12 protein-coding genes are annotated in these 11,488 nt (G+C 56.7%); 8 read left to right on the forward strand and 4 right to left on the reverse strand.

Translation table 11 applies throughout. From position 1 onward, the window contains the following. Nucleotides 1–178 (reverse strand): transposase (locus HMPREF9371_RS11535; RefSeq protein ID WP_198003610.1); only part of this gene is annotated, 178 nt, incomplete at its 3' end. A gap of 338 nt (nucleotides 179–516) precedes the next feature. Between HMPREF9371_RS11535 and HMPREF9371_RS03950 the strand changes: the two genes are divergently transcribed. Next, nucleotides 517–951 carry an SHOCT domain-containing protein gene (locus tag HMPREF9371_RS03950; protein ID WP_009118623.1) on the forward strand — a complete coding sequence of 145 codons (435 nt, stop codon included), beginning with the start codon at nucleotides 517–519 and terminating at the stop codon, nucleotides 949–951. Nucleotides 952–994: 43 nt separating this feature from the next. On the opposite strand, the gene uvrB is transcribed toward HMPREF9371_RS03950, so the two are convergent. The 3 genes from uvrB to rph form a co-directional block, all read right to left on the reverse strand. Then, entirely contained in the window at nucleotides 995–3,025 is a 2,031-nt protein-coding gene (gene uvrB / locus HMPREF9371_RS03955) for an excinuclease ABC subunit UvrB (RefSeq protein ID WP_050797905.1), read from the reverse strand. A 96-nt stretch (nucleotides 3,026–3,121) separates the two neighbouring features. Continuing rightward, a complete protein-coding gene (locus HMPREF9371_RS03960) occupies nucleotides 3,122–3,574 on the reverse strand; it encodes a hypothetical protein (RefSeq protein ID WP_009118625.1) in 453 nt (150 codons plus the stop codon). Nucleotides 3,575–3,837: 263 nt separating this feature from the next. Then, on the reverse strand, nucleotides 3,838–4,563 hold the full coding sequence (rph, locus tag HMPREF9371_RS03965) for a ribonuclease PH (protein WP_009118627.1): 726 nt from the start codon (nucleotides 4,561–4,563) through the stop codon (nucleotides 3,838–3,840). 100 nt (nucleotides 4,564–4,663) lie between these two features. Between rph and HMPREF9371_RS03970 the strand changes: the two genes are divergently transcribed. The 7 genes from HMPREF9371_RS03970 to HMPREF9371_RS04000 all read left to right on the forward strand — a co-directional run bounded on the left by HMPREF9371_RS03970 (nucleotide 4,664) and on the right by HMPREF9371_RS04000 (nucleotide 11,216). Further along, nucleotides 4,664–5,536, forward strand: coding sequence for a YicC/YloC family endoribonuclease (locus HMPREF9371_RS03970; protein ID WP_009118628.1), 873 nt, complete (start codon nucleotides 4,664–4,666; stop codon nucleotides 5,534–5,536). Between the two features lie 365 nt (nucleotides 5,537–5,901). Further along, the gene (ndk, locus tag HMPREF9371_RS03975; protein WP_009118630.1) at nucleotides 5,902–6,327 is read left to right on the forward strand and encodes a nucleoside-diphosphate kinase; all 426 of its coding nucleotides are present in this window, start codon (nucleotides 5,902–5,904) and stop codon (nucleotides 6,325–6,327) included. A gap of 124 nt (nucleotides 6,328–6,451) precedes the next feature. After that, entirely contained in the window at nucleotides 6,452–7,543 is a 1,092-nt protein-coding gene (gene rlmN, locus HMPREF9371_RS03980; protein ID WP_009118631.1) for a dual-specificity RNA methyltransferase RlmN, read from the forward strand. A gap of 3 nt (nucleotides 7,544–7,546) precedes the next feature. Further along, entirely contained in the window at nucleotides 7,547–8,320 is a 774-nt protein-coding gene (gene pilW, locus HMPREF9371_RS03985; protein WP_009118632.1) for a type IV pilus biogenesis/stability protein PilW, read from the forward strand. After that, entirely contained in the window at nucleotides 8,317–9,216 is a 900-nt protein-coding gene (locus HMPREF9371_RS03990) for a helix-turn-helix domain-containing protein (RefSeq protein ID WP_009118633.1), read from the forward strand. Before pilW ends, HMPREF9371_RS03990 begins: the two co-directional genes overlap by 4 nt. A 15-nt stretch (nucleotides 9,217–9,231) precedes the next feature. Further along, nucleotides 9,232–10,500 carry a flavodoxin-dependent (E)-4-hydroxy-3-methylbut-2-enyl-diphosphate synthase gene (gene ispG / locus HMPREF9371_RS03995; protein WP_009118634.1) on the forward strand — a complete coding sequence of 423 codons (1,269 nt, stop codon included), beginning with the start codon at nucleotides 9,232–9,234 and terminating at the stop codon, nucleotides 10,498–10,500. A 149-nt stretch (nucleotides 10,501–10,649) separates the two neighbouring features. Beyond that, on the forward strand, nucleotides 10,650–11,216 hold the full coding sequence (locus HMPREF9371_RS04000; protein WP_009118635.1) for a nitroreductase family protein: 567 nt from the start codon (nucleotides 10,650–10,652) through the stop codon (nucleotides 11,214–11,216). The last annotated feature ends 272 nt before the right edge of the window (nucleotides 11,217–11,488 follow it).

Consider the following 11,488-nt stretch of genomic DNA (forward strand, 5'->3'; position numbering starts at 1 on the left):
GATGATCGGGCATCAACACCCATGACGCAATTTCAAACGGGTATTTTTCCCGCACCGCCAACACAGCCTCACGCAAGGCCGAACGCACCGCATCACCGGTTAGAATCGGGTGACGGTTATGCGCCACCAGCGTAAAGAAATACGTTCCGCCCGCACGGTAATATCGACGGTAGCGCATGGTTTCCCCTTGTTATGCAAATTAACCCATACAGATGATACAAGATGTAGGTCGGATTCTCGAATCCGACATTTACGCATCATCACAATGATTAAATATTTCCGTTATACCAACCATTTTGTTGGATACAAGTATCCGACCTACGCTTGCTCGAATCCGACATTGATGCATCATCACAATGATTGAACGTTTCGACAATACCAATCATTGTGTCTACGCTTGCTTGGGTCGCAAACCTAACACTTCGTGAAATTTAACAGTTTGTTGAGGCTTGACCCAACCTACGCTTTCTGCTATATTTACAATATTTAATATTATTTAACATAAGAAGAGGGATTATGGGATTTATTATTTTTATAATTATTATTGTTGTGATTATAGTAGCTATTATTATACAGGCTAATACAGAATTAAATGAAAGGGAGAAAGCAAGAAAATCATATCTAGCCTCCTTAGAGAAATTAAAAAATAATCCAACAAATCCGAACATAAAACAACAAACATTGCAGCTTGGACGAGAATACTCTCACTTAACACGGAATAAGAAAGGGGTTGCAATATTTGATGAAATAGCTCTTATGAATGATATTAATGCTGCTTGTGCGGCAGCTACAATATCTGAATTTAGTAGCAATAGTATGTTAGAGAGACACAACAATACATCTTCTACTATCCAAGAAAAAATTAATACTTTGACCTCTCTGTATGAACAGGGTGTAATAGATGAAAAAGAGTTTCAACAACGCAAAAAGCAGATTTTAGATAACATTTAATTAGAAAAGTCCCTTAATTTAAGGGACTTCTTAATTTTAAGACTCACTCTGCTCCAAAAAGCAGATTCTCCTTAACCCCCCGTATCTTATCCCTTAACACCGCCGCTTCTTCAAACTGCAAATCCCTCGCCGCCTGCTGCATGGCTTTTTCGAGTTTGGCGATTTCTTTAATTGCGTCTTCTTCGGTGTGGATTTCGCCTACTTTCACTTTGGTTTTTGCTCGGCCTTTGCCTTTGGGGCTACCTGAATCGTCGTGGTACACGCCGTCGATGATGTCTTTCACTTGTTTGGTAATCTGTTTCGGCACGATGCCGTGTTCTTGGTTGAATTTAATCTGTTTTTCGCGGCGGCGTTCGGTTTCGTCGATGGCGGCTTTCATGGAATCGGTGATTTTGTCGGCATACAAAATTGCAACGCCGTTTACGTTGCGGGCGGCGCGGCCTATGGTTTGGATGAGGCTGCGGTGGCTGCGCAGGAAGCCTTCTTTGTCGGCATCGAGGATGGCGACGAGTGATACTTCGGGGATGTCCAAGCCTTCGCGCAAAAGGTTGATGCCGACAAGCACGTCAAACAGGCCGAGGCGCAAATCTCTAATAATTTCAACTCGTTCTACGGTATCGATGTCGCTGTGCAGGTAGCGCACCTTGATGCCGAGTTCGCTGTAATAGTCGGTGAGCTGTTCGGCCATGCGTTTGGTGAGGGTGGTCACGAGTACGCGCTCGCCTTTTGCAATGCGGTCGTTGATTTCGCTGAGTAAGTCGTCCACTTGGGTGGCAACGGGGCGGATTTCGATTTGCGGGTCGACAAGACCAGTGGGGCGCACGACTTGCTCGACCACTTGGCCGGCGTGTTCTTCTTCGTATTTGGCGGGTGTGGCGGAAACGAAGATGGTTTGCGGCATGATTTTTTCAAATTCGTGGAATTTGAGCGGGCGGTTGTCGCGGGCGGAAGGCAGGCGGAAGCCGTAGTCGACGAGGTTTTGCTTGCGGCTGGCGTCGCCTTTGTACATGCCGCCGATTTGGGTCACGGTAACGTGGCTTTCGTCGATAAACATGATGGCGTTGTCGGGCAGATAATCCATCAGCGTGGGTGGCGGTTCGCCTTCTTTTTTGCCGGAAAAGTGGCGCGAGTAGTTTTCGATGCCTTTGCAGAAACCCATTTCGTAGAGCATTTCGAGGTCGAAGCGGGTGCGCTGCTCGATGCGTTGGGTTTCGACGGGGCGGTTTTCTTGGGTAAAGAAATCAATGCGTTCGCGCAATTCTTCTTTGATGCTTTCGCAGGCGCGCAGCACGGTGTCGCGCGGGGTAACGTAGTGGCTGGAGGGGAACACGGTGTAGCGGCCGACGCGCTGGATGTTGCTGCCGGTGAGCGGGTCGAAGAGGTCGAGGCGGTCGATTTCGTCGTCAAACAGGCTGATGCGCAAGGCGTTGTCGGAGCTTTCGGCGGGATACACGTCGATTACGTCGCCGCGCACGCGGAAGGAGCCGCGTTTGAAATCCATTTCGCCGCGCTCGTATTGCATGGAAACGAGGGTGGAGATGATGTCGCGCTGCTCGATAGTGTCGCCTTCTTTTACGGAAAGCACCATTTGTTGATACTCGGTGGGGTCGCCGATACCGTAGATGGCAGACACGGTGGCGACGATAATCACGTCGTTGCGCGTCATCAGGTTTTTGGTGGCGGAAAGGCGCATCTGCTCGATGTGTTCATTAATGGCGGAATCTTTTTCGATAAATAAATCGCGCGACGGCACATAGGCTTCGGGCTGGTAGTAGTCGTAGTAGGAAACGAAGTATTCCACTGCGTTTTCGGGGAAAAACTCGCGCATCTCGGCATAAAGCTGCGCCGCCAGCGTTTTGTTGTGCGCCATGATGATGGCGGGGCGGCCGCTTTGGGCAATCACGTTGGCCATCGTATAAGTTTTGCCCGAGCCGGTTACACCGAGCAGGGTTTGATAAGCGAGGCCGTCTGAAAGCCCTTCGAGCAGGCCGGCAATGGCGGTGGGCTGGTCGCCGGCGGGCGGAAAAGGCTGGTGGAGTTTGAAGGGGGAATTTTCGAATTGGATCACTTGCATTTCAGGTAGCCTGATCATGAAACAAGCGCGGATTATAAACACAAAGGCTACCTGAAAGCTTTTCAGGTAGCCCCTCGGTCTCTTGCCGGCCAGTGCTTACACAAACTGGCGCAGCATCGCGTCGGCCAAGCCGGCAAACTGGCGGTATTTTTCCGAACGGTCGATGCGTTCGTTGTCGAGGCCGATTTCAATCAGCACGCCCACCTTATTGCCGTAAATCACCGTATTCTCGATTTCATAGCTGCCGTCTTTGGCATGGGTGGCGGTGGGCACGATAAAGGCCTGAATCATCTCGCCGGCCGGCATGTTTTGCAGAATCAGGCTTTTTTTCACTTCCGGTCCCAATTCACCGCTCACGTATTGGAAAGGATTGCTGCTTTCGTGGGTGACGCCTTTGTAGGTGTAGATAAACACTTGGTGTTTCAGCTGGGGGTTGTTTTTGAGATAGAGCGTGAGCAGCAGCTGGCGCAGGTCTTGGCCCTCGAGATGTTCTGCGGCCGCTTCCGGCTGGGCGGCGGCGGTTTTGGCTTTTCCTTTGGCACTGGTCATGGCTTTTCCCGTTTTACTTGCTAAACAGAGTTAAATTGTATGTTTAAATGTTAAAACAGGCTACCTGAAAGCTTCAGGTAGCCTGTTTCTGTGGCTTTTTCAAAGAATATTGAGCGCGTTGCCATCATGTTTGCGAAGTGGTTTGATACGTTGCACCAGTCAAACCGGCCGGCGCAGCCAGATGGGGCAGCTTGCCGGCATGTTCCACACCGCAGATGCGGCTTTTGACCCAACATACCGCCACAACGCTTGGGGGCGAAACCCTAAGCCTGCCGCAACGCGGCTTGCTGATGTACCGCCAGTTCGGCAATGCCTTTTTGCCCCAAGGCCAGCAGTTGCAGCAATTCTGCGTGGCTGAAGGGCGCGCCTTCGGCAGTGCCTTGGATTTCGATGATTTTGCCCGATGCGGTCATCACCAGATTCACGTCGCTGTCGCAGCCGGAGTCTTCGGGGTAGTCCAAATCCAACAGCGGCACGCCGCCCACCACGCCGGCCGATACCGCCGCCACCTGTTCGCGGATCGGGTTGGACAGCAGCATGCCGGCCTTCAGCAGCTTCTGCACAGCCAGGCTCATCGCCACAAAAGCGCCGGTAATGCTGGCGGTGCGGGTGCCGCCGTCGGCCTGAATCACGTCGCAGTCGATCAAAATCTGACGTTCGCCCAAACGCTGCAAATCCACCGCCGCACGCAGTGAGCGGCCGATCAGGCGCTGGATTTCCTGCGTGCGCCCGCTCTGTTTGCCCGCCGCCGCTTCCCGGCGCATGCGCGAAGCGGTGGAGGCCGGCAGCATGCCGTATTCGGCGGTTACCCAGCCCTGGTCTTTGCCGCGCAGAAACGGCGGCAGGCTTTCTTCCACCGTGGCGGTGCAGATGATTTTGGTGTTGCCGCAGGCAATCAGCACCGAGCCGTCGGCATGGGGCAAGAAATCAGGCGTGATGCTGACGGGGCGGAGCTCATCGGCGGCGCGGCCGGTGCGGGCGTAAGACATGGCGGTTCCCAATAATGAAGGCGGAAATGCGGCGGATTATAGCACGCGCTTTATGCTATATTCGGCCTGCTTTTCTCACCCGATAATGTAGGAGCAAAACATGATTCACAGTATGACCGGCTTTGCCAACGGCAGCGCCGAATGCGGCAGCAAACGCCTGTATATGGAGCTGCGGGCGGTGAACCACCGCTATTTGGACATCCAGTTCAAAATGCCCGAAGAGCTGCGCCATTTGGAAGGCAGCCTGCGCGAAGCCATTTCCGCCGCCGTGGCGCGCGGCAAACTGGAATGCCGCATCCAGCTGCAAAATACCGGCCGCCGCACGGCGCAAACCTTGGAAGTGGACAAAAAACTGGTGGCCCAATTGGCCGACCTCAACCAGAAAATCCGCAAACAGCACCCCGGCATCGCCAAGCTGGGCGTGGCCGACATTCTGGCCTTTCCCGGCGTATTGGCCGCGCCTGCCGAAGACGGCGGCGACCTCAACGAAGCCGTGGCCGAACTGCTGGGCGAAGTGCTGGACGAGTTCAACCGCGCCCGCCGCCGCGAAGGCGAGCAGCTGCAGCAACACCTGCTCAAACGCCTGCAAAACATGGACGACATCGTCGAAATCCTCTCCCAGTTGTTCCCGCAGCTGTTGCAGCAGCACATGGACAAAGCCGAGCAGCGCCTGCGCGATGCGGTACACAATATGAACACCGAGCGCCTGCAGCAGGAGTTTGCCATCTTCATGCAGAAAGCCGATGTGGACGAAGAATTCAGCCGCCTGCGCACCCACATCGCCGAAGTGCGCCGCATCGTCACCGGCAGCAAAGGCAGCGTCGGCAAACGGCTCGACTTCCTGATGCAGGAGCTCAACCGCGAAGCCAACACCCTGGGCAGCAAATCCATCGCCACCGAATGCACCCAAGCTTCGGTGGAATTGAAAGTGTTGATCGAGCAGATGCGCGAACAGGTGCAGAACATCGAATAAGCCCCGGCCGCCCCACCCCTTCGCAGGTTGAGACCTTTGCAAAGCCCCCAGATGTGGATGCAGTTCAAGGCGTAGCAGCACAGCGAGCGAAGACATATCACATAGATAGGCAAGCGAGCGAGCAGCACAAAACGCAGAAATGCGCCGCAGATGGGGGTTTTGCAAAGGTCTCAGGCTACCTGAAACCCGTTTTTCAGGTAGCCTGTTTTCTTTACCCACGGCCCTGAAAAACACCGCCGCCGCATCGCGCTTTACAGATGAAAATTTCCGTCTCCCCGCAAGCCAAAGCCGGAAAAACTTGCTAGAATGCCGCCCGCATTGATTTTTCCGCCCGATTAACCGACTAAATTTAAGGAGTCCGCCCCATGGCAATCGAACGCACCATTTCTATCATCAAACCCGATGCCGTTGCCAAAAACGTCATCGGCCAAATCTACAGCCGCTTCGAAAACAACGGCCTGAAAATCGTGGCCGCCAAAATGAAACACCTGAGCCAAGCCGAAGCTGAAGGCTTTTACGCCGTGCACAAAGAGCGTCCCTTCTTCGGCGAGTTGGTAAAATTCATGACCAGCGGCCCGGTAATGATCCAAGTATTGGAAGGCGAAAACGCCGTGGCCAAAAACCGTGAGCTGATGGGCGCCACCAATCCTAAAGAAGCCGCCGCCGGCACCATCCGCGCCGACTTCGCCGAATCCATCGACGCCAACGCCGTTCACGGCTCCGACAGCCTGGAAAATGCGGTCATCGAAATCGCTTTCTTCTTCCCCGAAGGCGAAATCTGCCCCCGCTAAACCCCATTACCCCCACAGGCTACCTGAAAACCCTTCAGGTAGCCTTTCGGGTTTTCTTTGTATAGGGACTTGCACCGAAAACAGATTCCATATACAAAGACATACCCCCGCCGTTTCCCCGCGTATGAAAACCAATCTGCTGAATTACGACCTCCAAGGCCTGACCAACCATTTCGCGCAAATGGGCGAAAAGCCTTTCCGTGCCCGCCAAGTGATGCGCTGGATGCATCTGGGCGGCGCCGCCGATTTCGACGACATGACCGATCTGGCCAAATCGCTGCGCGCCAAACTGAAAGACCGCGCCGAAGTGGGCGTGCCCGACCTGATGACCGCGCAGAAATCGCGCGACGGCACCCGCAAATGGCTGCTCGACGTCGGCACCGGCAACGGCGTGGAAACCGTTTTCATCCCCGAAGCCGAACGCGGCACGCTGTGCATTTCCTCGCAAGTCGGCTGCGCTTTGGAATGTACCTTCTGCTCCACCGGCCGCCAGGGTTTCAACCGCAACCTCTCCGCCGCCGAAATCATTGGCCAATTGTGGTGGGCCAATAAAGCGCTGGGCGTCACCCCGAAAAACGAGCGCGTCATCTCCAACGTGGTGATGATGGGCATGGGGGAGCCGCTGGCCAACTACGACAATGTGGTCACCGCCCTTTCCATCATGCTCGACGACCACGGCTACGGCCTCTCCCGCCGTCGCGTTACCGTGTCCACCTCCGGCATGGTGCCGCAGATGGACCGCCTCAAAGAAGACATGCCGGTGGCGCTGGCCGTTTCCCTGCACGCCTCCAACGATGCGGTGCGCAACGAAATCGTGCCGCTGAACAAAAAATACCCGCTGACCGAATTGATGGCCGCCTGCCGCCGCTACCTGGCCAAGGCCCCGCGCGATTTCGTGACCTTCGAATACGTGATGCTCGACGGCGTCAACGACCGCCCCGAGCACGCACGCGAACTCTTGACCCTGGTGCGCGACGTGCCGTGCAAATTCAACCTGATTCCGTTCAACCCCTTCCCCCACTCGGGTTACCAACGTTCCAGCAACGAAAACATCCGCATCTTCCGCGACATCCTGCAACAGGCCGGCTTGGTGGTGACCGTGCGCAAAACGCGCGGCGACGACATCGATGCCGCCTGCGGGCAGCTCGCCGGCCAAGTACGCGACAAAACCCGCCGTCAGGCCAAATGGCAACAGTTACACCTTGAGAAAGGCTGAGTCATGAAAAAGCTTCTGGGCGCCGCCCTGATCACCGCTTCCCTGCTCTCCGGCTGCGCCGGCATCACCATCCACACCGGCCAGAAAGAAGAGCGCAACCGCCCGGAAGAAGTGGCGGCCATTAAAATCCAGCTCGCCATCGAATACATGAATGCCGGCTCCTACCGCGATGCGGTGGCCGCCATCGAAGAGGCCCTCACCTTGCAGCCGCGCAACGAAAACGCCTGGTTGGTGCGCGCCGCCATCTACCAGTTCCTCAAAGTGCCGGACAAAACCCAGGAAAGCTTCCAACGCGCCTTGTCATTGAAGCCGGACAGCGCGGAAATCAACAACAACTACGGCTGGTTTCTCTGCAACGGCGGCAATCGCCCCAACGAAGCCATGGCCTATTTCGACCGCGCCCTGGCCGATCCCACTTACCCCAGCCCGCACATTGCCTACATGAACAAAGGCATCTGCAGCGCCCGTTTGGGCCAATACAATCTGGCCACCTCTTATCTGCAACGCGCCCTCTCCACCGCTCCGGACTTTGTGCCGGCCCAAAAAGAGCTGGCCCGCGTGGCCTTGTTGGAAGGCAAAACCGGCGAGGCCGACCGCCAATTCCGCCAATACCAAAGCAAAGTAAACGTATTGGGCCCCGACGACCTGCTGCTGGGCTGGAAAATCGCCCGCGCCATGGGCCAAACCCAAGCGGCCTACGAATACGAAGCGCAATTGCGCACCCACCATCCCTATTCTCCTGAGCTGCAGGAGATCACCACAGGAAAAGTCCAATGAGTGATGCCCCCCACACCGACACCGCCAGCGCCGCCGAACAGCTCGGCCGCCTGCTGCGCCAAACCCGCGAGCAAAACCTGCTCTCCATCGGCGACGTATCCGAACACCTCAAACTGCCCGCCCGTCAGGTAGAGGCTTTAGAAAACGCCGATTTCGGCAAACTGCCCGAGCCGGTTTTCGTGCGCGGCTTTCTGCGCAGCTACGGACGCTACCTGAATCTCGACGAAAGCGTACTCAACGATTATCTGGAGCAAATTGCCTTCCAAACCCAGGGCATCGCCCCGGCTGCGAAAAAAAGCGCTGCCGACAACCCCGCCCCCATGACCTACCATCAGGCGCCGATCCGGAAACCCTTCCCGAAATGGATCATCGGCGTGGCCGCCTTGGCCTTGATTGTGGGCGGCGTGTATCTGTGGCAAAGCAAATCGCACAGCGACAACCAACGCCAAGAAGCGCAAAACGAACAAGCCGCTCCAGCCGTGCTGCCGCCGAACCTGGAAGGCGGCAATGTGCAGGTTCTGCCCATGCAGCAGGCTTCCGATGCCGCCGCTTCTGCGCCTGAAGCCGCTCCGGCCGAACAAGCTTCCGCGCCGGCCGCATCCGGCGAAGCCGATGCCGCCGCCGGCCTGAGCACCGCTCCCGGCGAACTGGCCATCAAACTGCGCTTCCGCTCCTTCCTCACCGTTACCGATAAAGACGGCAATATGCTGATCAGCAAAATCGTGCCGGCCAACAGCGAACACCGCTATTCCGGCAACGGTCCCTACCATGTGCGCATCGGCTTCGCCCGCGGCAGCAGCGTGAGCTACGGCGGCCGCGACATCAACGTCAGCGAGCACATGCGCGACAACAAAACCGCCGCCTTCAACACCGACGGCCCGGCCGCCAACCCCTAAGCCATCCGACCCAGCATGAACACTCCCATCACACGCCGCACCACCCACCAAGTGCAGATCGACCACCTCACCGTCGGTTCCGACGCCCCGGTGGTGGTGCAGTCGATGACCAATACCGACACCGCCGATGCCGTAGCCACCGCCCGCCAGGTAAAAGAACTGGCCGATGCCGGCTCGGAAATGGTGCGCATTACCGTCAACAGCCCCGAAGCTGCAGCCAAAGTAGCCGAAATCCGCAGCCGTCTCGACGACATGGGCTGCAACACCCCCTTGGTGGGCGACTTCCATTTCAACGGCGAACGCCTGTTGGCCGAATTTCCCGAATGCGGCAAAGCCCTGTCGAAATACCGCATCAACCCCGGTAATGTGGGCAAAGGCGCCAAGGGCGACGAAAAATTCGCCTACATGATCCGCACCGCCGCCGAAAACGGCAAAGCCGTGCGCATCGGCGTCAACTGGGGCTCGCTCGACCAAAGCCTGGCCAAACGGATGATGGACGCCAACTTAGCCGCCGCCCAGCCCAAAGCGCCCGAAGCAGTGATGAAAGAAGCACTGATTGTTTCCGCTTTGGAATCGGCACAAAAAGCGGTGGACTTAGGGCTACCTGAAAACAAAATCATCCTGTCGTGCAAAGTGAGCGCCGTTCAAGACCTGATTCAGGTGTACCGCGAGCTCGGCAGCCGCTGCGCCTACCCGCTGCACTTGGGCCTGACCGAAGCCGGCATGGGCAGCAAAGGCATCGTCGCCTCCACCGCCGCACTGGCCGTTTTGTTGCAGGAAGGCATCGGCGACACCATCCGTATTTCGCTGACGCCCGAACCCGGCAGCCCGCGCACGCAGGAAGTGGTGGTGGCTCAGGAAATCCTGCAAACCATGGGTCTGCGCTCCTTCACCCCAATGGTGACCGCCTGCCCCGGCTGCGGCCGCACCACCAGCACCGTGTTCCAAGAGCTGGCGCGCGACATCCAGCACTACCTGCGCAACCAAATGGCCGTCTGGCGCCTGCAATACCCCGGCGTGGAAAGCCTCAACGTGGCGGTGATGGGCTGCGTGGTCAACGGCCCAGGCGAGAGCAAACTGGCCGACATCGGCATCAGCCTGCCCGGCACCGGCGAAACCCCCGTGGCTCCGGTTTATGTGGACGGCGAACGCAAAGTTACCCTCAAAGGCGACAATATGGCCGCCGAATTCCTCGCCATCGTGCAGGAATACGTGGAAACCCATTACGGCGAAGACGGCAAGAAGCGGCGCACCTCGAAAGTCATCCCCATCCGCTCGGCCTAATTGTTCCGCCAAACGCCTGCGCAGGCGGACAAACAATCGGCTACCGTCCGCACACCGATTGCTTTGAACGGTTGATCACTCCGTGCAGGCTACCTGAAACCGTTTCAGGTAGCCTTATTCTCCCCAATCTCTGCCAACGGAAAGGCTGCATGCGCATGAACCCCACCCTGCAACTCCTCACCACCCGCCGCTCCACCAAACAGCTCGGCCTGCCCGCGCCCGATGCCGCACAGCTCGAACACATCCTGCAAGCCGCCACCCAAGTGCCCGACCACGGCCACCTGACCCCGTGGCGTTTCGTGGTCATCCAAGGCGAGGCCGCCCTGCAGAAATTTCGCACCCTGCTCGCCGACACCGTTACCCAACTCAACTTCGGCGAAGATTCCATGCGCAAAGCCGAGCGGGTCGGCCACATGGCACCCTTGGTCATCGCCGTCATCTCACAACCCAATTTCACAGCGCCCAAACCCAAGCCGGAGTGGGAGCAGCTGCTCAGCGCCGCTTGCGCCGCCTATGCCGCCCAGCTGGCTGCCAAAGCCCAAGGCTTCGACAGCGTGTGGATCACCGGCCTGTGGAGCAACAGCCCCCTGTTGCGCGCCGCCTGCCACTGCGGCGAAAAAGACAAAATCATCGGCCTGCTGATGATCGGCACCGCCAAAGACGAAGTGGCCAAACCCAAAAACACCGATCTGACCCCGTTTGTGACTTATTGGTGAAGGAGCAAGGCTGGAAGCAAACCTTCCGCGCCGTTTTTCCAGCGGCAAAAGTACAGCAGACGTAAAAAACGGGCTGGCCGATTGCTTATCGGGCAGCCCGTTGTGTTTGAACCCTCTGCCGTTCACACCGGCAAATTGAGCACTTTCTTAATCAAAAATGTTCCCAAAGTGTGCCAAAATCAGAGAGGAAAATATCAGTCATTTGATATTTCTATTAAATTCTGGTGGTGGGTTGGAACCCTGCGCCAAACCTATGTAACTCAGCGCCTTAG

Origin of the sequence: Neisseria shayeganii 871 (genome assembly GCF_000226875.1) — a bacterium.
Lineage (GTDB): Bacteria > Pseudomonadota > Gammaproteobacteria > Burkholderiales > Neisseriaceae > Eikenella > Eikenella shayeganii.

Bases quoted from the DNA above. Each gene is read 5' to 3' on its own strand.
- HMPREF9371_RS03950 (WP_009118623.1), top strand. From the start codon at position 517: ATGGGATTTATTATTTTTATAATTATTATTGTTGTGATTATAGTAGCT.
- uvrB (WP_050797905.1), bottom strand. From the start codon at position 3,025: ATGCAAGTGATCCAATTCGAAAATTCCCCCTTCAAACTCCACCAGCCT.
- HMPREF9371_RS03960 (WP_009118625.1), bottom strand. From the start codon at position 3,574: ATGACCAGTGCCAAAGGAAAAGCCAAAACCGCCGCCGCCCAGCCGGAA.
- rph (WP_009118627.1), bottom strand. From the start codon at position 4,563: ATGTCTTACGCCCGCACCGGCCGCGCCGCCGATGAGCTCCGCCCCGTC.
- HMPREF9371_RS03970 (WP_009118628.1), top strand. From the start codon at position 4,664: ATGATTCACAGTATGACCGGCTTTGCCAACGGCAGCGCCGAATGCGGC.
- ndk (WP_009118630.1), top strand. From the start codon at position 5,902: ATGGCAATCGAACGCACCATTTCTATCATCAAACCCGATGCCGTTGCC.
- rlmN (WP_009118631.1), top strand. From the start codon at position 6,452: ATGAAAACCAATCTGCTGAATTACGACCTCCAAGGCCTGACCAACCAT.
- pilW (WP_009118632.1), top strand. From the start codon at position 7,547: ATGAAAAAGCTTCTGGGCGCCGCCCTGATCACCGCTTCCCTGCTCTCC.
- HMPREF9371_RS03990 (WP_009118633.1), top strand. From the start codon at position 8,317: ATGAGTGATGCCCCCCACACCGACACCGCCAGCGCCGCCGAACAGCTC.
- ispG (WP_009118634.1), top strand. From the start codon at position 9,232: ATGAACACTCCCATCACACGCCGCACCACCCACCAAGTGCAGATCGAC.
- HMPREF9371_RS04000 (WP_009118635.1), top strand. From the start codon at position 10,650: ATGCGCATGAACCCCACCCTGCAACTCCTCACCACCCGCCGCTCCACC.